This is a genomic window from Mycoplasma paraquilae, assembly GCF_048284415.1.
Classification (GTDB): Bacteria; Bacillota_I; Bacilli_A; order Mycoplasmatales; family Metamycoplasmataceae; genus Mycoplasmopsis.
The window spans coordinates 21,349-47,652 of the sequence record NZ_JBLVZU010000002.1 but is presented as its reverse complement, the minus strand read 5'-3'; the positions used below and the strand labels follow the sequence as shown (position 1 = coordinate 47,652).

The 26,304-nt window shown below is 25.8% G+C and carries 31 protein-coding genes; 8 read left to right on the top strand and 23 right to left on the bottom strand.

Annotated elements, in window-relative coordinates; translation table 4 throughout:
- Window positions 1–2: 2 nt before the first annotated feature.
- From ACNQ12_RS01360 to ACNQ12_RS01260, 21 genes are all read right to left on the bottom strand, one after another.
- On the bottom strand, window positions 3–365 hold the full coding sequence (locus ACNQ12_RS01360) for an Mbov_0395 family pilin-like conjugal transfer protein (RefSeq protein ID WP_416754258.1): 363 nt from the start codon (window positions 363–365) through the stop codon (window positions 3–5).
- Window positions 366–377: 12 nt separating this feature from the next.
- On the bottom strand, window positions 378–935 hold the full coding sequence (locus ACNQ12_RS01355; protein ID WP_418036991.1) for a hypothetical protein: 558 nt from the start codon (window positions 933–935) through the stop codon (window positions 378–380).
- Window positions 936–941: 6 nt separating this feature from the next.
- Window positions 942–1,421, bottom strand: coding sequence for a hypothetical protein (locus ACNQ12_RS01350; protein ID WP_416754261.1), 480 nt, complete (start codon window positions 1,419–1,421; stop codon window positions 942–944).
- 6 nt (window positions 1,422–1,427) lie between these two features.
- Window positions 1,428–1,889, bottom strand: coding sequence for a single-stranded DNA-binding protein (locus ACNQ12_RS01345; RefSeq protein ID WP_416756178.1), 462 nt, complete (start codon window positions 1,887–1,889; stop codon window positions 1,428–1,430).
- A 14-nt stretch (window positions 1,890–1,903) separates the two neighbouring features.
- The gene (locus ACNQ12_RS01340; RefSeq protein ID WP_418036989.1) at window positions 1,904–4,207 is read right to left on the bottom strand and encodes a hypothetical protein; all 2,304 of its coding nucleotides are present in this window, start codon (window positions 4,205–4,207) and stop codon (window positions 1,904–1,906) included.
- A gap of 171 nt (window positions 4,208–4,378) precedes the next feature.
- On the bottom strand, window positions 4,379–5,935 hold the full coding sequence (locus ACNQ12_RS01335) for an MAG3960 family lipoprotein (protein ID WP_418036987.1): 1,557 nt from the start codon (window positions 5,933–5,935) through the stop codon (window positions 4,379–4,381).
- Window positions 5,936–5,995: 60 nt separating this feature from the next.
- Window positions 5,996–6,202 carry a hypothetical protein gene (locus ACNQ12_RS01330; protein WP_416754267.1) on the bottom strand — a complete coding sequence of 69 codons (207 nt, stop codon included), beginning with the start codon at window positions 6,200–6,202 and terminating at the stop codon, window positions 5,996–5,998.
- Window positions 6,203–6,213: 11 nt separating this feature from the next.
- Window positions 6,214–6,729: a single-stranded DNA-binding protein gene (locus ACNQ12_RS01325; protein WP_418036985.1), complete on the bottom strand. Its 516-nt coding sequence runs from the start codon at window positions 6,727–6,729 to the stop codon at window positions 6,214–6,216.
- Between the two features lie 14 nt (window positions 6,730–6,743).
- Complete coding sequence (locus tag ACNQ12_RS01320) at window positions 6,744–7,436, bottom strand: hypothetical protein (RefSeq protein WP_418036983.1); 693 nt, start codon at window positions 7,434–7,436, stop codon at window positions 6,744–6,746.
- An 11-nt stretch (window positions 7,437–7,447) separates the two neighbouring features.
- On the bottom strand, window positions 7,448–8,035 hold the full coding sequence (locus tag ACNQ12_RS01315; RefSeq protein WP_418036982.1) for a hypothetical protein: 588 nt from the start codon (window positions 8,033–8,035) through the stop codon (window positions 7,448–7,450).
- Window positions 8,036–8,048: 13 nt separating this feature from the next.
- On the bottom strand, window positions 8,049–8,528 hold the full coding sequence (locus ACNQ12_RS01310) for a hypothetical protein (protein WP_418036980.1): 480 nt from the start codon (window positions 8,526–8,528) through the stop codon (window positions 8,049–8,051).
- A gap of 1 nt (window position 8,529) precedes the next feature.
- Complete coding sequence (locus tag ACNQ12_RS01305) at window positions 8,530–9,096, bottom strand: hypothetical protein (RefSeq protein WP_416756186.1); 567 nt, start codon at window positions 9,094–9,096, stop codon at window positions 8,530–8,532.
- Between the two features lie 8 nt (window positions 9,097–9,104).
- The gene (locus tag ACNQ12_RS01300) at window positions 9,105–9,746 is read right to left on the bottom strand and encodes a hypothetical protein (protein ID WP_418036978.1); all 642 of its coding nucleotides are present in this window, start codon (window positions 9,744–9,746) and stop codon (window positions 9,105–9,107) included.
- Window positions 9,739–10,104, bottom strand: coding sequence for a hypothetical protein (locus ACNQ12_RS01295; RefSeq protein ID WP_416756188.1), 366 nt, complete (start codon window positions 10,102–10,104; stop codon window positions 9,739–9,741). The genes ACNQ12_RS01300 and ACNQ12_RS01295 overlap by 8 nt, the downstream gene beginning before the upstream one ends.
- On the bottom strand, window positions 10,105–10,473 hold the full coding sequence (locus tag ACNQ12_RS01290) for a hypothetical protein (protein WP_418036977.1): 369 nt from the start codon (window positions 10,471–10,473) through the stop codon (window positions 10,105–10,107). It lies immediately after the preceding gene.
- Window position 10,474: 1 nt separating this feature from the next.
- A complete protein-coding gene (locus ACNQ12_RS01285) occupies window positions 10,475–10,774 on the bottom strand; it encodes a hypothetical protein (protein ID WP_418036976.1) in 300 nt (99 codons plus the stop codon).
- A complete protein-coding gene (locus tag ACNQ12_RS01280) occupies window positions 10,749–11,630 on the bottom strand; it encodes a hypothetical protein (RefSeq protein ID WP_418036974.1) in 882 nt (293 codons plus the stop codon). The genes ACNQ12_RS01285 and ACNQ12_RS01280 overlap by 26 nt, the downstream gene beginning before the upstream one ends.
- Window positions 11,614–13,539 carry a type IV secretory system conjugative DNA transfer family protein gene (locus ACNQ12_RS01275; RefSeq protein ID WP_418036972.1) on the bottom strand — a complete coding sequence of 642 codons (1,926 nt, stop codon included), beginning with the start codon at window positions 13,537–13,539 and terminating at the stop codon, window positions 11,614–11,616. The genes ACNQ12_RS01280 and ACNQ12_RS01275 overlap by 17 nt, the downstream gene beginning before the upstream one ends.
- A complete protein-coding gene (gene mobL, locus ACNQ12_RS01270) occupies window positions 13,539–14,774 on the bottom strand; it encodes a relaxase MobL (protein ID WP_418036970.1) in 1,236 nt (411 codons plus the stop codon). The genes ACNQ12_RS01275 and mobL overlap by 1 nt, the downstream gene beginning before the upstream one ends.
- Window positions 14,767–15,123: a hypothetical protein gene (locus tag ACNQ12_RS01265; RefSeq protein ID WP_418036968.1), complete on the bottom strand. Its 357-nt coding sequence runs from the start codon at window positions 15,121–15,123 to the stop codon at window positions 14,767–14,769. Before ACNQ12_RS01265 ends, mobL begins: the two co-directional genes overlap by 8 nt.
- A 115-nt stretch (window positions 15,124–15,238) precedes the next feature.
- The gene (locus ACNQ12_RS01260; protein ID WP_418036966.1) at window positions 15,239–16,153 is read right to left on the bottom strand and encodes a replication/maintenance protein RepL; all 915 of its coding nucleotides are present in this window, start codon (window positions 16,151–16,153) and stop codon (window positions 15,239–15,241) included.
- Between ACNQ12_RS01260 and ACNQ12_RS01255 the strand changes: the two genes are divergently transcribed.
- Both ACNQ12_RS01255 and ACNQ12_RS01250 read left to right on the top strand, forming a co-directional pair.
- On the top strand, window positions 16,143–18,182 hold the full coding sequence (locus ACNQ12_RS01255) for a DEAD/DEAH box helicase (protein WP_418036965.1): 2,040 nt from the start codon (window positions 16,143–16,145) through the stop codon (window positions 18,180–18,182). The two genes, ACNQ12_RS01260 and ACNQ12_RS01255, sit on opposite strands and share 11 nt — an antisense overlap.
- On the top strand, window positions 18,175–19,815 hold the full coding sequence (locus ACNQ12_RS01250; RefSeq protein WP_418036964.1) for a hypothetical protein: 1,641 nt from the start codon (window positions 18,175–18,177) through the stop codon (window positions 19,813–19,815). The genes ACNQ12_RS01255 and ACNQ12_RS01250 overlap by 8 nt, the downstream gene beginning before the upstream one ends.
- Before the next feature lie 433 nt (window positions 19,816–20,248).
- Here the strand turns inward: ACNQ12_RS01250 and rpmE are convergent, their stop codons facing one another.
- Window positions 20,249–20,461 (bottom strand): 50S ribosomal protein L31, encoded by a 213-nt coding sequence (gene rpmE, locus ACNQ12_RS01245; RefSeq protein WP_416754877.1) that lies wholly within the window; start codon window positions 20,459–20,461, stop codon window positions 20,249–20,251.
- Between the two features lie 24 nt (window positions 20,462–20,485).
- The gene (rpsD, locus tag ACNQ12_RS01240; RefSeq protein ID WP_416754878.1) at window positions 20,486–21,085 is read right to left on the bottom strand and encodes a 30S ribosomal protein S4; all 600 of its coding nucleotides are present in this window, start codon (window positions 21,083–21,085) and stop codon (window positions 20,486–20,488) included.
- 263 nt (window positions 21,086–21,348) lie between these two features.
- On the opposite strand from rpsD, the gene ACNQ12_RS01235 reads away from it, so the two are divergent.
- The 6 genes from ACNQ12_RS01235 (at window position 21,349) to ACNQ12_RS01210 (ending at window position 26,293) form a co-directional block, all read left to right on the top strand.
- A complete protein-coding gene (locus ACNQ12_RS01235) occupies window positions 21,349–21,747 on the top strand; it encodes a hypothetical protein (RefSeq protein ID WP_418036963.1) in 399 nt (132 codons plus the stop codon).
- Between the two features lie 41 nt (window positions 21,748–21,788).
- Window positions 21,789–22,271, top strand: a complete 483-nt coding sequence (locus tag ACNQ12_RS01230; protein WP_418036961.1) for a hypothetical protein — start codon at window positions 21,789–21,791, stop codon at window positions 22,269–22,271.
- Between the two features lie 94 nt (window positions 22,272–22,365).
- Window positions 22,366–23,367 carry a tryptophan--tRNA ligase gene (gene trpS, locus ACNQ12_RS01225; RefSeq protein ID WP_418035198.1) on the top strand — a complete coding sequence of 334 codons (1,002 nt, stop codon included), beginning with the start codon at window positions 22,366–22,368 and terminating at the stop codon, window positions 23,365–23,367.
- Window positions 23,368–23,436: 69 nt separating this feature from the next.
- The gene (gene rsmD / locus ACNQ12_RS01220) at window positions 23,437–23,982 is read left to right on the top strand and encodes a 16S rRNA (guanine(966)-N(2))-methyltransferase RsmD (protein WP_418036960.1); all 546 of its coding nucleotides are present in this window, start codon (window positions 23,437–23,439) and stop codon (window positions 23,980–23,982) included.
- Complete coding sequence (gene rlmD, locus ACNQ12_RS01215) at window positions 23,970–25,292, top strand: 23S rRNA (uracil(1939)-C(5))-methyltransferase RlmD (RefSeq protein WP_418036958.1); 1,323 nt, start codon at window positions 23,970–23,972, stop codon at window positions 25,290–25,292. The genes rsmD and rlmD overlap by 13 nt, the downstream gene beginning before the upstream one ends.
- 569 nt (window positions 25,293–25,861) lie before the next feature.
- The gene (locus ACNQ12_RS01210; protein WP_418027348.1) at window positions 25,862–26,293 is read left to right on the top strand and encodes a hypothetical protein; all 432 of its coding nucleotides are present in this window, start codon (window positions 25,862–25,864) and stop codon (window positions 26,291–26,293) included.
- Window positions 26,294–26,304 lie beyond the last annotated feature (11 nt).

Sequence of the window (26,304 nt, the reverse complement as noted above, 5' to 3'; positions counted from 1 at the left end):
TCCTATAAATTAATTAAAGCACTTGTTACTAGTTCAGCTTTTGACCCAGTTCCATTCATAAATGCATTTTGCATAATACCAGTAATTGCACCAGTTAAAGCTCAAATGATTAAAATTGCAATAAATCCAATAAATACTCATTTAACCTTATCAAGTTGTTTCTTTCTCTCGTTTTCGTCTTCGCTTTTTGCTCCTTTGTAGAAAGCAATAGCACATATAATAGCCATTGCAAGCACAAATAAACCAGCTAAAGCTCCAAGTATAATATTTGCATATGTTTGCACTTGTTGTGCAATTTGTGAAATCCCAGTCGTGATAGTCTCACTGTTTCCACCTTCAAAAAATTTAATTAAATTGTCGTTCATAAGAACCTCCCTTTATTTCTTTAGTGATGAAGCACATTCTTCATCTAAATTTAAGTTTTCGTTTATGTTTAAAATATCTGTAGATATATTTAAATCTTTTAATGTTTCATAATATTCATCATTAGAAACATCTTTAATAAGATTTAGTAAGTAAATACATTGAATATCATTAATATAAAGAAAATTTAAATCATCCCTTATATTTGAGTATTCAAAAGTCTCGGCATCATCTTGACCATTTTCTATATATTTTTCATACAAGATACTATTATAAGCATCATAGTTATCCATAAAGTCACCATAATTATCCTTAATATCTTCTATGGAATAATGATAGAATTTAGCATTTTCGGCATCTTGTAATGCAACTTTTAGTATTTCAACATCTAAATTATTAAAATCCTTTAAATTTTTAATTCATTCTTTAGCGTTACTTAATTCTTCAGAATTTAAGCTATCTTTATAATCATTTTCGAAATCATTTAAAGCATTTTGAATTAGGTTTTTACGTTCATTTAAAATATCATCTAAATTAGATTTAAGCGCTTCGATATCTCGATAATTGTCCATAATCACCTACATTTTCATTCCGCAAGACTGTTCATTATCAAAATCTTCTATTTTTTCCTTATAGCCTTCATATCCATTTTGGCCAAGGTTATAATAAATTGATAATAAAAGTATTTCATTATCATTTGCATTAGGATACTTTTTATAAATATTAAGAATTTCCTCACTTAATTTAGCGTCTAAAAGGTTTTTAGTAATATAACAGCTCATTTCAAAAGGTTCTACATATTCATAATCATCATCCTTTTGATATGAAATAATTTCATTCATATTTATGATTTCATAAATAGTAAAGTTATTTCTTATGCATAAATCTAATTCGTCTTCAGTAATACCACGTTTTGTAAAAATATCTTCAGTAATGAATTCATCTAAAACATCATTTCAATTTAATTCCTCATTAGTGTTTAATAATCTATTTTCAATTAAATGAATTGATGAATTTAATGTTTCTAATCCTAAATCTAATAAATATTGTTTATCCATAATTACCTACATTTTCATTGATGATGTTTCTTCTTCATCCTCTTCTTGAGGTTTAATATTTTCTATAGCTTCATAATCTATATTTTCATTTCTTACATATTTACGTGTATTTTCTTCTACATTATTTTCTTCGCTTTCTACAACATCTTGTTTTCTTGCTTCACGTACAGCTTTAGTTTCTAAACAAGTAATAGTATCAGCAACAACCTCTAATTGTTTTTGGTTATAACCACTTGCATTAGTAAATACATTGCATTTAATCTTGCCTTGTAGCATAATTAACGCACCTTTTTCTAAATTATTTACTACATACTCAGCGCTTTTGTTTCATAATGTAACCGGTATAAAGTTAGTGCTTCCTTTTGTATCCACAGCAATATCAATTTTTACATATTGATTTCCTTTTGCGGTTTCTTGTAATTTGGGTTCATTTGAAATTCTCCCCATTAGTTTAATTTCATTAATCATAATATTTACCTCTTTTATTTTTTACGTTTAATAAGTAATCCAAGTCCAATTAATGCAGCTATACCACAAACCACAGTTGCACTTATTAATCCAGCAAAAATCGGATTTAATCCTTTGTTATCTTCTTGTGGTGTTATTTCAGCATCTTTAATAACTATTTGTGGTTTTGTATTTTTTGGCAAGGCATTTAATAAAGTTATCATTTCAGGTCTATTTTGTATTTTGTTGAAATTTTTATCAAACTTTTCACTAAAGACTGTGTCTTTATCTTCTTCAGTAAATGGTAATTTGCTCAATAACAATAATGCTTCGTGATAATTATTTACTAAATCATTGATGTTATCTGTTTCTAAATTTAAACTATTTAATTTTCCTTTTTGTTGTGATAAATCAATTTGTTTTGTTGTAGTCATATAATCAATAACTTTATTTGCCAGTTCTTTTAAGATAAAAGCAGATTGTTTAATCGTATTAATTTCTTCTAGCTTAAGCTCTAACTTACTTTTATCATCTGTTTTTGATATTTCCTTTAAAAAATTTTCATAATTTCTTACCATTGATGATAAAAAACTTTTTAATATCAGCAGTTTTTCACTATTATTTTTATTATTTAAATTAAGTTCGCTCACAATTTCGTTTTCGATATTGTGTAACTTCTCAATTTGCTTATTAGCTATTTCTGGTGAAATGCTAAATGATGATTTAATTGCTTTTAATTTTTGAATATAAGTGTCGAAATAAACTTCTTTAGTATCTGTATCATTATTACTATTTTCGATAATATATTTTATTTCCTTCAATGTTTCATTATCATTTAAATTGTTTATTATAAAGTCTAAAGGCACACCAGCATATCCTAACGCATATGCTCCAAAACTATGCAATGGAAATCAATGCATTGATACTGTATCAAAAATTTCTCTCATTTCATTTATTGCATTTTTGTTTTCTTTTATGCCTTCTATAAAAGTTTGATAATCGATAGATTTACCTTCAACGTTTCTAGATACATCACCAGTTTGTACTCAATAGAAATAAAAGTTTGCATCCATATACTTATTAAACGCATCATCAGTATAAATTTCTTCCGTGTATAAATCGTTTAATTTAATACTTATTAAATTTTTTAATCACTGAGTTGAAGAATTATTAAAATTAATTATGTCTAAAATATCATAATTTTTTTCGTCTGACAATCAAAGTTTTAATAATTTATATTGAGTTTTCAACATTTTATTATATTTTTCCATAACTACTAAATGCCTAGGTATTTCCACATCTTCAATATATGCGTTGCTAAGCCCACTAAAATTACTATCATTTTTAATAGCATTTGTTAGTTCATTATAATTGTTGAATTCTTGAATTTTTGAATTATAAGGGTTGCCACTTGAAATATAAAATAAGCTTTTAAATTCATCATAAGTTAAATATTTTTTAGAAATATTTATTTTTTCTTCAGCTTCTAATTTATTTTCATAATTAGTTTTAAAGTTATAGTTTGATTTTTTATAAGCAAAAACATTTTCTGTATCGATATTTTTAATATATTCATTTATTCTGAATTCTTTTATTCTATTTTTCTTGTTATAAAACATATCTTCAAAAGTCTGATTTGATTTAAATTTTCTTTCAAAATCTTCTTTTTGTTTTCTGATGTTTGGACTAAATTTAATTAATTCCTTAACTATCTCATCCATACTATTTCATAATGCTTTAACAGTTTCTTTGTTGCCGGTGTTGAATTCTTTCGCCATTAATAAATTAACAGTTTTTGCATATTGATATTTAGCATAATCGAATTTTGTGTTTCTAGTAATATCAAATCTCGTGTTAAAATCATTAATCTTTGAAGTTCTAGTACTCTTAAAATATTCTTTTAATTCATTAGGATTAATTAACAACTTCACTAGTTTATCATTGATATCGGTTTTTAGTAAGTCTGATATTTTATTTTTTATATCAAAATAGTCATTTTGCTCATCATAAGTTTTTGCAAAAACTGTATTTTTAATATTTTCTTTGTAATTTGTATAATATATTTCTGTTTTGTTTGTTCAACGACTTTTCTCTATCTTTTCATCACCATAAGCCTGACGAATATTTTCTTTAAGACTATCAATGTAAAAATCTAGTATATTTAAATATTGTTCAATGTAAAGTGGCTTGAAGTTTTTTACAATAACCTCTGTTTCTGGCACAATAATCAGCTTTTCAATTTTCGCTTCTTCATTTATAGTTGTAGCAGACATTGTAGCAATCGGTGTAACTACACTCATTCCAATTAATGGAAACATAAATCATTTTTTAAATTTCATTTTGTATTCCTTTCATAAAATAAAAACCTCATAACACACAAATAAATTCTTGTATGTTATAAGGTTTTTTAAATATTTTTCTTCATAAGCTCAGTTAAGAACTTATTTCTAATATCTCTATCTTCTAAAATGATTTTTTCTTTAGTTTTAATGTATGGTGACTTATATTTATTATTCTGTTTCATAACCAAATAATTCAGTTGCATATTGATAAATATCTTTTTGCTTGCTTGCTAATGCTGTATCATTAGGCACGCTAGGCTTGCTTGCCCCAGTACTTTTTTCTAGTGCTGTTCAAATAAGTTGATATTTATCTTCTTTATTACCATTTTTGAATTGTTCGTTGAATGATGCTCTAAAAAATAAGGAGCTTTTTGTTTCATCTTTTTCATCATACATTAAAGGAAGTGTAACGTTTTCAAATTGTTCTTTAGCTCATAAGTATGTGTCTTGATAATCACTTGCTCGTGTATATTGCCCACCAGCAAATAATGTTAAATCATAATTCTTAAAAGTACCATCTTCACGTGGAATAGTAGTTCCTACTATCATTTTTGCTTGTAGATACTCAATTAATCTGTTGTGATACTTGTTTAAAATTTGTCTGTTTTCTTCTTTTGCTAAATGTTGTTTAATAGTTTCATCTTCTTGCTTATTACTCATCGTAATTAAGAAATCTAAATAATCATTTAACAATTGATATTGAAGCATTTGCATTTTGATATAACTTGAAGATATTAGATTAAGATAAAGGTTCATATCATTGCCATAAGTATAGTTAGGATGGTCTGGCTCATTTGGCCCCATATTTAATGATGTAAATGCTACCGACACATCATCAAAAATATTTGTATTTCTTGTTAAATCCGTATATCCATTTATCAGCACTTCTAATGTGGAGCGCACATAATCACCATTAGGGTAACCATATCAGCTACCCTTAGGTGATGTATACCCATTTTCATTTCATCATCTTTGTGCCAACGTTAATGATGATGTTAGAATTTGATTAGAATATTGATTAGTAGTAGAATAGTAAGAAAAGATATCTAAATCTTTTACACTATTTACTAGGATATTTCAGCTTTCAACTTTATATTGTTCAGTTGGCTTATTTAGAGCAACAAGATACTTAGCACCATATTTTGTGCTATCAAAATCTGTTTTTGTGCTAGGATTTAAAATTTCTTTTAATTTTCCTAGTAGCATTTTGTATTGTTCACTAGTAGCATAGCTTCCATCTTGTTTTTTTACTAATTTTCCATTTTTAGTAAAATCAAGATTTCTAACATATTTTGAAATGAATGCAATGGATGGAATATTTTGGGAAATAACTCCATCGCCAGCAGTGTTTACTTCAGCAATATATGTACCAAGATTTAAATCTTGCTTTATCTTTTGTTCCATTCAGCTATTTTCTTCAGCTACAGCTTCATAGTCATATCTTCATTTTTCTCTATCTTGATAAGTCTTTCAAGTATCAGAATTATTTAGATAATAAGTTTTATCTTTATATGCGAATGTATCGCTTAATACTGGCGCTTCAATTTTGTCTCCACCTTTTTCTAAAGGTGGATTTTCTTTATTTTTATCTTTTTTTCCATCACCTTTAGGTTTGTAAGTATCAAAACCAATTTTTCAAACAAAATCTTTATTACAAGACACAGCACTAAGTGGTGCTATTAATGCGCCACATAAACTAAAAGCTAATAATCATTTTCTTTTCATAAACTTCCTTTATAACTAAATTTTATCATTTTAAAATTTAAAAACCTTATAACATTGTTTTTATATAATACCTAGCACTGAAATTGTTATAATCGCAATTAAGAATGCTAAGAATATTGCTAAAGCACTAAATAAAATAATTTGTGCCTTTTTGTTCTTAGGATTAAAGAAATTATTTAGTCCTTTTTGACTTTTTTCTCTATTTTGATTTTTGATAATTTTATTTTCAGTAACATTTTCTGTTACTTCATTTTTCTTTTCTTCCATTTTTGCCTCCATTAATAGAATTCATCATATTGAGTATTTGTTTCAGATGAAGCATTTTTTTCGTTGTTTTCAACTAATATTTCAGTTTCATAAACTTCATCTTCTAAGCTACTGTTTTCATTTTTTAAATCAGTAACTTCATTTAATTTTTCTGTTTCTTGAGTTTCAATTTCTTCTTTAATTTCTATATTTTCATCAGCAACATTTTCAATTGCTTCTTCTAATGTTTTTGTTTCGATAATATGAATTTCATCAGCAATTACTTGTTCCTTGTATTGCTTCTTTTCATTCTTATCAGTAAAAATTGTTTGGTTTATGTGTCCGATAATTTCTATAAATTTATTTTCTTTATAGAATTTTTCAAAATGTTCAGCAGTTTTCCCAAATGCAGTAACATTTATAAAATCATAGCCTTGCCCATATTCTTTTTTACATCTGATTTGAAATGTATAAACCATCACTTTATCACTTGTAATTTTTTTAACTGAGCTTTTCGCAATTGAACCACTTAAAAATAATTTATTCATATAATCTCCGTAATTTATAGTGCAGATGAATGCTTTTCTTCACTTTTAGCTATCATTTTTTCAATATCTGATAAATGTTTAATTTCGAAATCTTCTTTTTTAAATTGACTTGTATTTACAACTATATAGGTATTTTTAACAGTAGTATTTATGAAATCTTTTATGTTTTCTATGTTATCTTCGTCATAAAATGCGCTATAGTTATCTTTATAATCTGAACCATATTTTGATTTAACAATTAATTCAAAATTTTTACCCATTAATCCAAAAAAACCATTTGCATCGATAATATTAGGTTCCTCCAAACTAATATATTCGCTTTGTACATACCCCTTGTCATACATTTCCACAGGTATATCTAAATCAGCATAAAATTCAAAATTATTTATAGTATCTTTATTAAATACTAATGTAACAATATCATTATCATTTTGCGTATTTTCATAGGAAATTTTAAATTCAAATGTATCATCAACATATCCTAATCGATAAGCTTCTTGATAATCACAAAGGCTGAGAAGTTCATTCTCATCCCTAAATTTATTTGCTGCCTCAATATAATACTCAAAGTTCACTTTTTTATCGATATCATTTCAATATTCATCGTGTAATATTTTTGCATTACAGCTCATATTATTCAAAAAAGCTTTATATTGCAATTTTGCTAAATCATCTATATCCTTAATATCAAAATTGTTTATTCCCATATTAATCCTTTCTAATGTTTAATATTTCCAAGACAAATCATTGAATTCATTTTTTCTTCGTAATCAAAACCATTTTTGTTCAATACATCATAAGTAGCTACTAATAAGCGCTCATTATAAGAAATATCAACTTCATCATATTTTTCTCATAATTCTTCTTGTGTTTTTTCTAATTCATCTAACAATATGCTTTTGCACATTTGAATGTAAATTTCTTCATCTGTGCATTCGAGTGCATCTATTCCACTTTTTGCAATTGTTTTTACAATTGTTGATGGATAATAACTTTCAATTTCATTCATTCATACATAGTAATCACTTTCATTAAATAATTCTTCGTATGAATATTTAAAAGTTTCGTTTACTATTTCATCAACGCTTAACTCTTTCTTAGAATTCAGCATTTTTTCTTCAATATCACCTAATGCTTCATTTAACTGGTTAAAAACTGTTTTTCTAATTTTGCCTTCTGACGAGACTACAAATTTAACTTTTTTCATAAGTCAATACAAAATTTTAGAAGTGTCTCATTCATCGTCTACTTTCACTTTTTCTAAAAAAGTAATAAAACTGTCTATTATTTCTTCTCTTTTTTGCATACAAACTTTTCCTTTATTTTTTCTGAGTTTTGTTTTCATTTAACTCAGCGTATTTTTCTTGCATAATTTTTTCGAAATCTTTATGCATTGTTCCACTAATTAATTTTTTTGCTTTATTAAATTGATTACATCTTTCGGACTTTGAGTATTTTTCAAAATACCTTGAAATCTGTCCGCAATTATAAGGTTCAAACTTTCTTGAAATAAAATTAATTGTTTCATTAGCAGCTTGTAATTTTGTTAAATCAACTTGATTAATAAATTCATTTATGTTTTCTTCTGTAGCAATTATTGGTGGAAGACCTATAATTTTACATAGCATCTCTTTTTCACTAGGGACATATCTTAAGTATTCGCTAGTATCTTTTGCACAATATTCATAGGCATAAAAATATTCATCTAGCACTTTAAATACATCAGCATCAGCATCATTTCTATTTTCTAATGCATCAATATATTTGTTAAATATTTCACTATTAAAATTAGTTTTCATATTATCTTTTTTGACTTTGACCTAGTTCGCTACGAATTTTTTGTGATGCATCATCAACTAAATAGTCATATCTAAGATAATCTTTAAATTCATCATAGCTTGCTCAATTATTATTTATTCTCGTTTCATAAACATCAAGTTCAACCACTTGAGGCTTATTTACCCCAGCACATAAACCTTGATATTGAAATGCAATATCTTCTCAACCAACTACATCTCAATTTTCATCTAATATCTTTTCAAAATGTTCCATATCGGTATATACCTTGTTATCATATTGATATCTAGCTACATAATTTTCGAAATCATCTTCGTCAGTAATTATTTCATCTATTTGTTTTAACTCACCAAGTGAATGCTTTTCAAATATTTCATCAAAATCATCTACAAGGTAAATTTTTTGTAAGATTTCTAATTTCATTCCATCAGTAAATGCAATTTTTGAAAATACATTATCCATATTTTCTAATACATCAGCAAATTCTTCCTTTTCTTCATTATCAAAGGTATTGCTATATGCATCTATTTTGTTTTTTATGTAATCTAATTCTTCTGTCTTATATCTCATATTTTCTCCTATTTACTATTTTTTGGTGTACTTGATAAATTTTCGATATCTTGTCTAATTTGATTAATTTTTTCTTTGTAGTCATAACCATTATCTTGCATTAATTCATATGCACATAATAATAAAAGCGATTTATCATCTATGCTTGAATTATCAGCAAATTTTTTAACATACATAGAACAAAATTTTTCATTTAATGCATTAGCTAATTTTTGCTCAACAGCAGCAATATGAATTAGTTCATTATCAAATTTATCAATATCTAAATGAGATTTATGAAATACTTCATTTATCTCTTGAAAACTATCAAACTCAGCATCTAATTCTAATTTTGCAAGCTTATCTGAAAAAGTTAAACTACCATCTTCCATTGGCCGAGAAAACGAAACAAAAGCTATTTCTTCCGCTGAAGTTATAGTTCCGTCTCATACACCTCTTTCAATTAAATTAATAGAATTATTAAGTTCCGCAATTCCATAATTTAGTAATCTATTTTCTTTTCTAATGTTATTTTGAATAAAACTATTTAATCTAAGATAAATAACATCCATATCAAAATACTCATCTTGTTTAATCCATTCAATTTGATTTTCGAGACTTTTTATTAATTCGTCTCTTCTTTTCAAAACTTTTTCTTCAGTATTATTCATCACTCTCCTTTATTGATTTTTGTATTCTTTTTGTATTTGTATCCTTAAAAAACATATCTACTACTTCATCATCTGTTAAAAATGTTTCTCATTTTAATACATATCCATCAATTTCTTTTTCAACCTTACTCAAAAAAATAAATCCTTTATTATGTTCAAGTAATGTTTTTCTTAATTCAGAATTAATCAATGAATTAAATGTAGCATTTACACCTTTTTCTCTTAATCCAATATCTAACTTTTCTTTCAAATCTTGAATTTCAAAAATATTATTTTCTAATAGTCAAGCCTTAAATTCATTTATCAATCTTCCATTATCAAGTAAATTTAGTTTATAACTAGTTTGTTGCATTTTCATCTATATCCCTTTATCAGTGGTGATATCTAGTCAGTATTGGCGTGTGTATTTAAAGAAATCGAATTTAAGTGTAGCTATATCCTTTAATTCTTTATTTAGTTTCTTATTGCTCATTAAGTCAATAGAACTGAATATAAAATTTCTAAATCTTGCAATATCTTTTTTTGTAATATCTTTAATTTCATAAACAGTTTTTTTGTTAATTAATGATGCAAAGCTTATGCTATTACTTGTAATTTCTAAAGCATCAAGCACATCATATCAATCTATGTAACCCTTAATTTCTTTGACCACTTCTTGGTCAAATAGTTCATTAAAATCTTTAATACTACACTTTAGCTTTAATCCCTTATGTTGTATATATCCCATATTATTCCTCCTTAATCATATTTACAAACATTCGAATAACTTGATATTCATCTATAACACTTAATTTTTCCAAAAATGCTTCGACATATAAAAAGTCACTAATCTTAAGTTTCTTGTATAAGTCTATATAATCAAAATAAAACAAATATGCTGAACACAGTCCATTTTGCTTTAAGTCCTCATCTACAAGTGCTTCAAAATCTAAATGCAAATACAAGCTACTGATTTCACAAAAATTTTTAAAATCAGCTTTTAGTATTCCGTTATTAAACTCATTAAGTTGTTTTAGGCTGACTATCATTTAGTACTTCCTTTAAAATATCAAGTACTTCCAAATACAATGCTTCAAAATTTATTACTTTATCTCAGATATCTAAACCAAGAAATTCCAAGTCATCAATATATGCCCCATATAACACATCATTAACTTTGCAATAAATCTTTAACATCTTTTGCATTAGAATAATTTCTGATTTTTTCTTTTCTAATTCTAATTGCATATTGTTTTCTAGTTTACGAGCCATTAAATATCACAATGCATAATAACTTCATTTATTATCCAACCCATTTACATCATCTTCAAAATCTCTTGAAACATAAATTTTTTTATTTTCTAAATCGATTATTCCGCCGTAGTTTTTAATATCTTCGTTAATTTTGATATTGTATCCTTTAGCTTCCAATTCTCTTTTAAATCCTATTAAAGCATCAACCTTAATATCTCTATCGATATATCTAAGTTTCTTGCCCGCAAGGTCTTGTGTAATGTTAATAACATCCTTTAAATTAATAAGTTCATAGAAAAATATTTTATTTTTTCCCTCATCTTCTAATGTATAAGTACCAAGAGCTTGATATATATTTTTATCAGAAATGGAATTTATATAACTTGCTCAATTATTTTCTTCAATTTGAGCCTTAAAGAATATATAGCCTTGTTTTAGTGATAAGTCCATTTTGCTTTTTGAATATAAATAAATTAAAGTTCAAACATTAAAGACGTTGAATTGATATGCGATAAAAGTCAAAAAAGACATCAATTCTCTCCGATTTGAAAATATCTTTTCCGCATATTGTTTTACAGTATCGATATATTCTTTTGTGTGTTCTCTTTTTTGCTCAATTGATAAGTCATCATATCTACTTAAATCCAACATTTCTTCTTGCTCCTTCTAGTAAAAAACTTCAAGCACTGTGTTTATATTTATTCAATAGTTCATCAATGTTTTCTTGCTCGATTTCATCCGCTACATTATGCAAACTAAAAGTTTCAAAATCAAATGCTTTTGTAATTAATTCATCTTTTACATAATCATTTTCATATGGAATTAGGTCCTTATGATACTCATAAAACATTTTAGGAGCCACCATTACCGGTTTATTACCAGCAGTAAAGATAATTACATTTTTTGTTTTCTTATTTTTCAATTCATCAACACTCATTAAATCTTTTTCTTGCTCAGATACATTTTCACTTTTTCCATTAGAATTTGTGGTAATTGATTTTCTTTTAATAATCTTTTTACCGAGCAGTTTAGAAATTGTTTCAAGTGTATTAATCGAATTAGTTTCTAAATAGTAAAGTAATCTAGCTTGATTTTTAATCAATTCATCTGTTTTATCCCTACCACCATATTTTGCAAGCTGTTCAAAATCTTGAAGTACAATGCAGAAAAATATTTTTCTAGAACGTGATATAGCCATTCAATTTGCAATATCAACATTAGGAAGTGAATTGAATTCTTCTAGCATAAATCTGAGTGGAGTTTTTAATTTCCCATTTGATGTTTCTTGTGTTATATCAATTGCATTTTGATATAGCTGAGTAACAAATAGCGAAATAAGAAATCTCATTTTTGTTTTAGCATCATTGTATTTAATGTAAATAGCGAATGGTTGCTCACCTCTTAATAATTCTTTTACATCAAATGTATCATTACTTGTTAGACTTGAAATTTCCGGAGATGCAGCGAAAGGAGCGCATAAATCTGAAGCATTAAATAAAGCTGATGTTAATGTATCTTTATTAGTATTAAAATAAATTTCTCAGCTAGCATAAAGCTTCTTTCATTCATCGTTTTTATATCTATATTTTTTAAGTTTCTCAACCCATTTTCCTTTTTTAAAATTGTTTTCGCTAATAAATTGCATCGCATTAGCAATTGAAAAGTCATTTAGTTTAAAATTATCATCTTCAAGTGAATATAGCAGCATAAATTTAAGAACCAATTCAACGATATCAACACCTTTTCTTTCTCAAATATCATTTTCATTTTTATTTTCAGATATAGATTTGGAAACAGCATTCATAACGTCGCTTATACTTTCATATGCACGTGATATTTCATACTGTGTGATTTCATCTTTTGGTTTATTATGAACTTGTTCTCAAGCAAGTTTAAGTGGATTTCATTTAATAGATTTTCTAGTGTCAACTAAATCAAAAACAACAATTTTATATCCATTATTTTTAAGTATATTTCCACTCGATGCTAATATTTCACCTTTAGGGTCTGTGATAACTAAATTACTTTTAGACTTTACACTTGCAAGGTACTCAATATTAGGTAATAATATTTTTTGAGTTTTACCACTACCAGCTGTTCCTATCACGATTGCGTGAGTATCATTATCATTAGCATAAAAGCTTCCTTTAATTTTTCCTAAAGCAAAACCATTTACGCCACCTTTAAATATCTTTCTAAATTTATTTCAATTTCCAGTTTTATTTTCTTCGTTATATAATCAGCCTTCGAATTCCTTATTATCCCCTTTTCTGTTTTTAAATTGTGGGAATAGAACAAGATAAATAAAGCAAGCAAGTGAACCAATCAGTGGAATTAATACATTTCAAACTCGATATATATACCACTTATCAACTGTTCAAATGATTTTTACCCCATTTCAAAAGTTAGTTTCTTTTAATACTCACTCCTTAACAACATTGCTTCCCACAACTATAATTTGTAAAATCACAAACATAGCAAAAGTTAATACAAATGGAGTTAAAACAAAACTTAAAAACAATTTTATTATTAATCAAAATTTATTATTTTTCGCCAGCATTAGTTAAGTACGTCCTTTTTAAAATTTCTTATTGCTTGTTGCTTTTTAATTCATAAAGCACGATTAGCTTCTCACTTTCATCTTTTAATAATTCAATCAATTTCACTTTTTCTTTTTTGAGGTACATAATAATCAATGTAATTTTTAGTTTCTAAAGCATCAATTGTTTTACAAATAATATTGCCTACCTGTGACATAAACTCATCATTTTCCTTTTCTATAAATGAATTAACATAATTGTCTAAAAATTCAGATGGATACTCTTTATCTTCAATTTCATTAAGTGCATTCTTATAACTATCAACATAATGTTTAAACTCTTCATTATTTCTAATTAAGTAATTAAATATTTCGAATACATTTTGCTTATTAGTTTCACTTAAATTAGCAAATGTTTTATTATCCTTACTATTTAATTCAGCCTTAATTTCTTTAACTTTATTTAAACAAAGCAATTCATCATTAAACATTTTGAGTGAATTCTTTAATTCGTTTTTGATTTCTTTTCTTTTATCTCAAATTTCCTTTTTGGATTTTCTTATTTCATTAATTGAAATTTGATTTGAATTCATCGTTGCAATTGCTTGAACTTCAGCTTTAAACATTTTTTCAAACATAGTTAATGAATATTTGTTAAATGCGCCTTTTGGTCTATATATAAACTTTCCATTTTGCTCAATGTTAGGCAGTTTTTCTCAAAAACTTAAATGAATATGAGGATTTCCGGTGTTACAATGTATAGCTCAATACCCAGTAATATTATTTGCGGATAAATTATTTTTTCTTAAAAGTGTTGGTAATGTTTTGTTTAAAGCATCATTTCATTTTTCTTTATCAATAAAAAAGTACTTTTCACCATCACTACCTAAATTAATAATCATTTCTCAAATGTGTTGGTCTTTTTTAATTTGACTAAAATCAGTTTTTATATTATCTATAGGTATATCATCAGCTTGTTCAAATAATTTATAAGCTCCACTCTTATTGCTTTTTAGATTTTGCTTATTACGAGTGTTATATCAGTCTTTAAATGTTAAATTAGGTGCTTTATACATATTTCATAAAGTATCTGTATCAATATCGTCTTGCACATATACAGCATCACTTCTTGTAATGTAGTCAATAAAAGTACCACTTGCATAAAAATCATAATCGTGTACTTCATTTTGCCCTTTAAGCAAACTTTTAGATAATCCTCATTTAGTGAATTCAAAAGATGTGTAATAATTATCCATTTATATCAAAGCCTATTTCTCTAGAAATAACCTTACCAATATTCACTGTTATGTTACTAAATGCAAAGTTATTGTCTTTTTTAATAAGTACACTTATAAATTTAGTGATATCTGAATTGTTATCTAATTCAAAATTAATAAAATTATTTTCGAAAGAGTAATTAATATTTTTAATATTAACATTAAGTTTAGATGCAATTTTTTTAAAAAACTTAACTATTTCAAAATGTCTTGATTTTTCGTCAATATCATTATTGATATTAATTCATTTATTGTAAAAATCAGTAATATTAAAATTCTTAAAATTTACTCAAACAAAACTTTCTTCTATTTTAGAAATAACTTTCATAAATCACCTTCTATAATCATTTTCTATAACTAACAAATTATCACTAAACAAGCTTCAAGGCTTGAGCTAAAATAGTATTAAATTTATTTAATACTTAAGGATAATTTTTGTACTGTTAGAAACTTTTTAAAGCTAATATATTTATGAACAGCTGACTATTCGCTGTTCTTTTTGTAAAATACTGTAATCCGGACTTGATAAATTTAACTATTTTGTTTTTGTGACTTTTTCAGTAAATTTTATTTTTGTGTTGTGATTTTCTATAAAAGTAACATCACCCGTTCTTTCGAAACCGAGTTCAGTTATATCCATCAGTCTTATGTAAAGAATATTCTAAATCACAACAGTGTTTACACAGTTGTTTATCAATATTAAATTCTTCATCATTTAACATTTTTTCTTCAAGTTCTTCTTTTGTATATGTTTCGAAAACAGGTTTATCTAATTTGTATGAATTTTTTTCAGTGCAAAAAACATCATTGAAATCACAATTCAATAAAACTTCAGAAATCAATTTAAGTTGTTTATATATTGTTACTCTACTAATTCCAAGAAATCTAAATGCTTTGTTAGGTAAGTCAACGTTTTCTAAATCTTTCTTACTACGTACTTTAACTAACATTTTTTGGGAAATTCATAATGTAATAAAATTCCCAGCAAATAATAAATTCCATTTAACATCATTATCAATTGAAATATATTTTTCACCATATTTTGCATATTGAATTTCATCATTAACTTTAAATTCTTTTTTAGCTTTCTTGATGATTAAATTATTTGCGACTAAATATTTTGTAGCACCTCAAAGTGTATTCAAACTAATTCCGTATTCTTCACTCATTTCTTTAAGTGAAATACATTCATTGTTTTCTTCTTTGTGTTTCATTAGCATTAAAACAAAAAAGTACATTTTTTTGTGAAAAAGCAAACTAAACTCTCTGTTAACACAAACTTTCATACCTTTAAGTGTATTAATAGCTTTATCATTCATATTAACGTAATCTTTAGCATCAAATTTTGTGTTTTCCATAATTCACCTCACTTTTTCATTTACGCAAGGCTTAATTAAAAAGCCCTACTTCTTTTTTGAAGTAGAGCTACACACTCATTTTTCACGGTCCCAATATTTTATTAACGAAATAAAAGACATTTTATCTATTCCTAATATTTATTATTATGAATTGCACATTTCGCAAAAAGAAATTAATAAATCTTCCATAGAGAAAAAAATTAATAGAATTGGACTCGAAAATATATTTTTAAGCAATTATAAAGAATTAGATAATAATATTTTTAATAATAAAAAAGCTATTAATTTTATTGTGGAATCATGTTCGCTATGCGATAATGAAAAACATAAAAACATTAATTGCACAACTGTTATTGGATACACTAAAAAAGAAGTTGATTTAGAATGCAAATACTTAAATTTATATGATTTAGGTCAAAAGATAAAAATCGACACAATGTCTGAGAGCATAAAGCTATTAAAACGTGGTGGTAGCACTGAAGCGTTTCCTATTCTAGAATATATCCTAGGTTCTAAAAATACAAAAATGCCAGATAATAGCTGAAATATCGACGAAAACAGTTTGATTTATAGTAAATATATTAAACAATTGAATGAATCTCAAAGAAAAGCTTTTTTAATGTCAATTGATGGTTCACCAGTTTCATTAATTAAAGGTCCACCAGGTACAGGAAAGACATTTGTCATAAATGCTATTGTTGAATTCATAACAAAAGAGTTAAGAGAAAAAGTTGTCATATCGTCACAAACACATATTGCAATTGATAATGTTTTGGAAAAGCTTTTTTATAATAGTGATCCAATAATTCCGAAAAGAATAACAAATAGAAAAAACTTATATGATGGTGATTATTTAGATAAAATTTTAGCTAAAACATTTCCAAAATTATTAGAAAAAAATTTAAGTAATAATACTTTAGATAAAGAATATAAAAATATTATTGAAGACTATTTGGATATCAAATTTGATGGAGATCATAAATTTATTTTTTCTAAAGAATTTTCAATCGATGACTTTTCGGTTTTAGGTGTAACAACAACTTCATCAGCAATAACTGGAAAAAAAGGATATGAAACACTTGGGGGATATGATTGGCTGATTATTGATGAAGTCTCAAAATCTCCAATCACAGAAGTTATTAGATATTTGCCATATGTTAAAAAAATAATTTTAGTAGGTGATGATTATCAACTTGCTCCTATTTTAGAATTTAATAAAAATGATGTGGAAAAATTAGATATATATGATGAAGAAAAGTTCGAAGAGCTTAGACACATGTATGAAAATTCAGTTTTTACTAAAACACTTAAAAAAGCTGAAGAAGCAAATAGGCTTGTTATGCTAGATACTAATTATCGCTCAAGAAGAGAAATATTTGAATGTTATTCATTTTTTTATGATGGTAATTTAAAAATGGGCGGATATAATGAAAAACCAAATAAAGTAAAATTTATAGACAATATAAATGCTCAGATTTATTCTTTAGAAAAAAAAGATGCAATTTTTATCAATGTAAAAGGTGGACAACAAGTTAAAGAAAACACTTCAAGGTATAATCAAGAAGAACTAGAAGCAATTAAGCTGGTTTTAGAAAAGCTAATAGCAAATATAGTAAATAAAAGTGAACTTACAATTTCTGTAATTTTTCCATATGCAGCTCAAATAGCAAGATTCCAGAAACAAAATAAAAAATTAATTAATGAATTAAAAGAAGAATTTCTCTCTTTTGAATTTGATACAGTTGATGCGTTCCAAGGCAAAGAAAGCGACATAGTATTAGTTAGCACAGTTGTAACTGATTTAAATAGTAAGACATTTTTAAGTGACTTTCGTAGAATAAATGTTGCTATGTCTAGAGCAAAGGAAAAATTAATTATTTTTGGAAATTCATTTACATTATCAAAAATTGAAATGCAGAAGCCTAATGATATTACTGGCACAAAAAAAAGATATTTTAAAAACATTATAAATAATCTTATAAAAAATGAAGCTGTAATAGACTTTGAGAAAGAGAGAATAGATGAATAAAATGATTATTGAAAATGTTCCAATTGAATTTGAATATCACAATAAAAAATTAAACATAACATATTCAACACATCAACGTATACCTAGAGATTTGCACTTTTTAGCCTATGTTAAAAAAATATTAGTTTCAAAATACTCTCCAAGTGAAGTTGAATACGAAATAGAAAAAATTATCGACTCTTTATTTCCGGCAGGAACGCTAAATGAGTATTTTAAAAGCATTTATAATGACATAGTAAATAAATTTGATGAAAAAGCACTTGATAATGCAGTAAAAAATTATTGATATTCTAAATATGTAGTCGACAATTCAATAACAATAAAATACTTCCCTAAACTTGGGATATATGAATTCGAAAAGTGTATTGTTAATGAATTGTATTGCGACAATGATGATGAATTTATAAATAAATATTTTGAACCAGAATATAGCAGTAAATTGCAAAAAAAATTCAAGTCTGATTATATTAAATTGATTGAATTCTCTCCTTATGATAATGATTCTAATTTTCAAAAAGACTTAATAATATGTGATATTGAAATAGAAAAATTTGGAGAAATTAATATTTTCTTAAAAAGAGGCCCTAATAATAGTCGTATAAGATTATCAGATAAATCATTATCATATATATTTCAAGAAAAAATGGAAAACCTTTATAAATGTCATTATAATGCTGATGGCAATATTGTTCCATGTTTTAATAAAAATAGAATATATGATAATAATCAAATTGATACCGATAAATATGATTGAGAGCTCATTATTGATGATAATAAAATTGAAAAAATATATGAGAAATTTAAAAATAATAAATATTGTTTTTCAACAAATAATGCCTTTTATGAATTTAAGAATGAAAAATATGACCCTAAATTAATTGAGTATGTTGTTTTAGAAATAGATAATAAATGAAATTTAGAGTTGCTTGGTCAGAGATATATAGACATAGAAGTAGAAAAAGACATAACATTAATAAAAAACATTTTCAAGTTAATTAATAAAAATAATCTTATTAAAAATATGAATGAAAAATTCACTAATAGTTTGTTAAAAAATATGTTTGATCTTAGTTTGAATGAAGAAGCAGTTATTTTAATTGAAAAGTATATTAAACAAACTAAAAATAATGCAAGTGATAATATAGTCAAATTATTTATAGACAAAGCTGTTGAAGAAGAAGAAATAAGAAAACATATTAAATACGAAATGATAGATTCTCTTTCAAAATTAAGTAATTGAATATCTAACGATTATATGTTAAAAATTTACTTCTTAAATCCTAATTACTTTAATAACAATTTAGATTTTTTATTAAAATTACCTGAAGAAAAATTGAATAATGAGCACAAAAAAATAGTTGATGAATATCATAAACAAATAGAAAATATTATTAATGAGATAAATCAATTAATAGGAGCAATAACAAACTCAGGAATTAGAGAAAAAATTAAGCAATTCAAAAAAACACCAGAAATAATTAAAGCCAAAAAATTTCTTGATAAATACATTGGGCATAATAACAAAAGTACAGCAGATCTTTCGGTTGAGCAACTAAGAAATAAGTATAAAAAAGTATTAAATTTTTATAATAATGACTTTAAACATATACTTAAAATAGCAAAAGAAAAATAATGCACTTTGTAATAGTATATAAAGATAAAAAACATAAACATCCAATATAATAGGAGAAAATTTTAGACACATTCCAAAATTACAAAAGGAATGTGTTTTTTTATGTTAAGAATGCAATTTGCTGTAAAACAAAAATTAAAATATATTAATTTTCCTATGAATAAAGTAATTAAAAATGTGCAAATATAATTTGCTGAAAATTTTGAGCAGAAAGATATAATGATTTATATATTTAATATGTGAACGTAAAAAAGCATAATATTGAGCCTTATTGATATTCATATAAATATATTGAATATTGAATCAATATATATTAACACTACATGTCAAAATTAGAATTTTAAACTCGAAAAATTTGCTAACATAGACTATCCCTATGTTGCGTTTATTTTTTATAAAAAAACAGTGGCTTCAGCCACTGCAGAATGCATTATTATTTAGCATTCTTTTTTTCAAGTCTTCTGTTGAATCTATCGATTCTTCCTGTTGCTTTAACTTGAGCTTTTGATCCAGTGTAAACAGGGTGACAATTTGAACAAACGTCTACTGTAAAGTTAGGTCTAACTGATTTGAAAGTAAATGATTTTTGACATGTTGAACAAGTAGCTTCAACTGTGTGGTATTGTGGGTGAATGTTTTGTCTCATAATAATTCTCCTTAGATTTAGTTATTATTTTGAGTAGAACTCAACAACTAAAGCATCCTTGATTTCTGGGTGTAATTCATTTCTTTCTGGTAAACGATCTAATTTAGCAGTAAAATCTTTTCTTGTTAATCATGAAGCAGCTTCACGAGCTTCCATAGCTTCTAAAATTTGTTTGTTTGTTCTTGATTTTTCTTTAAGAGTAATTTCTGAACCTACTGAGATAACCATTGAAGGGATGTTTGCTTTTTTACCATCAACAACAAAGTGGTTGTGGTTAACTAATTGACGTGCTTGTCTACGTGTTGTAGCATATCCTGCTCTGTAAACTAAGTTGTCTAAACGTGTTTCTAATAATTGAAGCATGTTTGTCCCTGTAATTCCTTTAGCTTTAACAGCTTTTTGGAATACTTTTTGCAATTGTTTTTCGTTAACACCATATAAGTGTTTTACTTTTTGTTTTTCGTATAAGTGTAATCCGTATTCAGATAATTTTACTCTTTTGTTTCCGTGTTGTCCTGGAGCGTATGTTCTTTTCTTTCCTTTAGCAAATTCTTTTCCTGATTCAAGAATTGAAAATCCTAAACGACGTGATTTTTTAAATACAGGTCCTGTGTATCTTGACATATGATTTTCCTCTTTCTGCATAATGAGAGGGTTTATTTCTAATTGGATAAGTTTAACTTAATGTTTTCAGTTAAGCAGCTAACTTACTAACAAGAATAATTCGTTAAATTTATTTTCCAATCATAATAAACTGCTGTTTTTATGCTTATTTATTTTAACAGATTAGTATATTTATATAAGTAATTAATTTAATTAATTAAATGCTAGAATATAGGTGTAAAAGATTTTATATAATAATTTTGATTTTAAAGGAGAAATGAAAAATGAATGAAACTAAAAAAATCAAGCAAACAAAAATAACAAATATTGTTACAGCAACTTTATTTTTTGTTCTTGCATTAGCTATATTAATCTTTTTTGCTACACCAGCAATAATTTCTGGCACAGATACACATTCAAATTCACTAACGTTAACAATAGTTTTCTATGCTTATGGAATTTATATTTGTTCAATTTTAGGTGCTATATGATTGATTAGTGAAATAGTAAATATAATACTGCACATCATTCTTTTTAAAACACTTGAGTCAGAAACTAATGCAGTGATAAAAAAAGATATGATTATTTGATTAGTTTTAAGCTCAATTTTGCTATTTGGAATAGCAAATATTGTGTTAGCTATAAAACAAAATAAGATGTTAAAAATGCACAAAGAATGCTAATTATAGCATTAAAAGTCGTATAATTGAATAAAGGAGTAAAAATGAATACAGATTTATATAAAGGATATAAGAGAATTAAAGCAGTTAATATTGCTTCTTTAGTTTTAACATTCTTATGTATATTCTTCTTTATTCTGTGGTTAATATTAATTGCCCTCAATACCATAAATATGGCAAACTCTATGGATGGGAATAATAATTCAACACCTAATTTCGAAGATATCTTTGGAGGAGTACAACTAATTCCTTTTGTATTTCTGGTTATCACATTAATTGCTATATCCATATGCATGATTTTAAATATTGTTTTTGTTTGCATCGCTAATACTGCTGGTTCCCTTAATCAAAACCATGATGCTGCAAAAACTTTAACATGGGTTGGCTTTGGGCTTACATTTTGTCTGCCACCAATAGGAAACATTATTTTAATTGTATCCGCATCTCAAGCAATGCATGCTTTAGCAAGCGATCAACAAAACACTCAACCAAAACCAAATACATACCAATCAAACGATATTTTCTAGGAATAATTTAATCCCATAAATACTTATTTTATGGGATTTTTAATACAGAAAAAATTAAATTGATTATAATAAATTTATACTAACTAGGAGAATGATGAAACAAAGATTATTAAGTGGGATTAAACCTACTGGAGATTTAACATTAGGAAACTACATTGGAGCATTAAGAAACTTTGTGGCTTTACAAGATGAATTCGATTCATACTTTTTTGTTGCTGACTTACACGCCTTAACCACAGGAACAGTTGATCCAATTGAATTAAGAAAAGCTCGAAAAACAATAGTTGCTTTATATTTAGCATGTGGACTAGACCCTGAAAAAGCAACTATTTTTTACCAATCACAAGTAAGTGAACATGCTATGATGCAATGATTATGTGCATCAGAAACTACACTTGGTGAATTACAAAGAATGACTCAATATAAAGATAAAGCAACTAAATTAAAGCAAGGGAATGGAACTAGCAAAATTCCAACCAATTTGTTAATGTATCCAACTTTAATGGCTGGAGATATATTACTTTACAACCCTGACTTAGTCCCAATTGGAGAAGACCAAACTCAACACCTTGAATTAACAAGAAATATTGCAGAAAGATTTAATACTAAATATAATACTAGCTTTACTCTACCTGAAGGGTATATTCCTAAAGTTGGAGCAAGAATTAAATCATTAACTGATCCAAATAGCAAAATGTCAAAAAGTGAACATGGTACTAAATCAACAATATACTTACTAGAAAATCCACAACAAGCTTATAATAAGATTATGAAAGCTGTGACAGATTCAGAAGGTAAGGTTTATATTTCGCCTGAAAAACCTGGAATTTTAAACTTATTAAATATTTATGCTGCTTTAAGCAATATTACATTACAAGAGGCTGAAGCTTTATTTAAAGATAAAGACTATAAAGAATTTAAGGAAGCTGTAGCTACAGTAGTTCGTGATTTATTGATTAATATTCAAGCAAAATATGAAAGTGCACTAAAAATTGCTGATCAAATTACTGATCAAGGTGCTGCTAAAGCTTCTCAAATTGCTTCATATAATTTAAATAAGTTAATGAAAAAAATGGGACTGTATGCCAAAAAATAACTTGCGTAAGCGAGTTTTTTATATTGAAAACCTACAAGCCAAATAGTCTAAATTTGATAAAATTACAGCATGTTAAGAATTATTGCAGGAAAGTACCGTGGGTACAAGATTGAACAACCTGATGAAAAATATACTCGTCCAACTACAGATAAAGTTCGTGAAGCTGTATTTTCATCACTACAATTTAAACTTCAAAATAAAACTTGTTTAGATTTATTTGCTGGTTCTGGAGCTTGAAGCATTGAAGCTATTTCTCGAGGAGCTAGTTCCGTTACTTCGATTGAAAAAAATAAGGTGGTATTAAAAACCACGAAAAGCAATATCAACAAAATACCAGAAGCAAATAAAATTCAACTTATTAATGAGGATGCTTTAGCTTTTTTAAATCATTGTAGTAAAAAATATGATTTTGTTTTTATTGATGCCCCTTTTATTGAATACAACTTAGTTTCAAGTTGTCTTGCGCAACTGGTAAATAATTCCCTTCTTGAAGAAGACTTTGAAATTATCGTGGAAACTGATAACTTCAGCAAAATAACATTGCCAGCAGAGTTAAAAGTTTATAAAAGCAAAAAATATGGAAAGATTGAGATACTATTTTTATGTCAAAATTAAATCAATATCAAAAAAATCAAATTATTGAAGTCACTTGTAATGAATTGAGCTATGAAGGGCTTGGAGTTACTCGTAATTTAGATGGATATGCTATTTTTACAAGTGATTTATTTCCAGGTGAAATAGCACAAGTTCAATTATTAAAAGTTAATAGTAAGTTTGCTTTTGCTAAAGTTATTAAATTACTAGTGTCTTCACCAGCACGTAACAAAGAACAAGAAGATTGTATAAATTCAGCCCCACTTATCAATTTAAACTATCAAGAACAAGTTAAATTTAAAGATCAGTACTTAAGTAAATTATTATCGTGAAATTTAGGCTCTGAAGCAATAAAAAAATACATCTCTTTTCAAGCTAGTCCAATAATTTACAATTATCGTAATAAAGTGCGCTATCCATTTATAGTTTTAAATAATCGAATTTATGTCGGCGAATATGATATAAAGTCAAACAATTTACATCTTGCGAATAATTTTTCTCAAAATAAAGAAGCTATTAACAAAGTTCTTGATTATATATTAGATATATTTAATAACTATTATCCAATTAATAAAAAGCAAGAACATTTAAGATTTTATGAAGAAATCACTTTGCGTAGTAATGAACAAGGTGAAATTTCACTTGCTTTAAAAATTAATTCTGATTATGATATACCTAGTAAATTATTAGCAAAAATTCAATTTTATTCTGCAATTGTAGATTTTAATATTATAAAGAAAGATAATGTAATTAATTTATTTAATAAAAAACCTTTTGCAATGTCATTAAATAATATGCAATTTAATTGCAATATTAAATCATTTTTTCAAATTAATAGCCAAATGGCAGAAATGATCTTTGCAAAAATTAATGAAATAGTAGCAGGGATCTCTAGCCAAGTTATTTTAGACGCCTATTGTGGTGTGGGTGTTATTGGGCAACTAGTTGCCGGAAGTCAAAAACAAATAGTCGGGAGTGATATCGCGCCTTCTTCTATAATTGATGCTCGAATTAATTCAAAGCATAACAAAATAAATGCAAAATACTATATAGGTGATTCAGGAACAGTATTTAAAAAACAAGTTACAAACTTGCAAAATACAATTTTAATCTTAGATCCTCCTAGAAGTGGACTTACAACAGAATTTATTGATTGAATTAAGCGAAACAAAATTGAGAATATAGTATACATGTCTTGTGACCCAAAAACATTAGTTCGTGATTTAAAAGATTTAAGTTTATATTATAGTATTTCTTATATTCAAGGTTTTGATATGTTCCCTAATACTGCCCATATTGAAACAGTTGTTTTATTACAAAAGTTAAAATAAACAAAACTTTAAACATTGGAAGACAATTCTGATGTTTTTTGCTATTTTAATAAATTAAAAATAATTATTTTTATAAAAAAAGATTTATTTATAAAAAAATTTTTTAAAAATATATTTTTTTATAGCTATTAAAAAAAGCAATATTTATCTTTAATTTTGTTATTTTAACTTCATTTTATAAAATATTTTTTTAGATTTTTTATGCATATAAAACAAATGGCTCTATTTTATGGGGCTAAACAACAAAATAAAAAAATTATAAAACCTACCTAATTTATTTAGAAGGTTTATAATATTAATGAATAGATTAAGGAGTCAAAACCTAAGTAATATAAAAAAATAAAAAAATAAAAAATTTTTGACAAATTAATTTATTTTGTATTATAATATTAATGTAAGGCAGAAATGTCTTACAGAAAAGAAAAGATTTTTTTGTTTTTATACCTAGTATTTATTTACTAGAGAAATAGCTGTTTCAGTGTTATAACTGAAACAGTTTTTATTTATATGCTTTTGTACTTTTTTAGTTCTTTTTGTTTTATTTCTAATTTATATAATGAAAGGAAATGATGCAAACAGAATTAAAATTATTTGAAATTTACCAAATGAATGATGAAATTAATAATTTAATATCTAAACAAGATGAAATTGAATCAAATTATGTTATGCCTATTGCGATCTTACAAAATGACATATTATTTTGTGAAGTTAAAAAAAATAAGAGTTATCCTGAAAATAATAGAAATAAGCAATTATTAATTTATACTTGATCAAAAACAACTAATTATGTTGTTGAGTTTAAAACCATCTATAAAATACCACTTACAATTTTTGCACAGCAATTTATTAATATTCATAATGAAGTTATTGGAGATAGAATAGCGGAAAGTAATGAAATTGAATTATTAGATGCTTTCATTCAAATTTTAGAGCAAAAAGTTAAACTTTCTAAACTGATTTCAATTAATGTGAAACCTAAATCAAATAATAATTGCTATTAAAATAGTGGGAA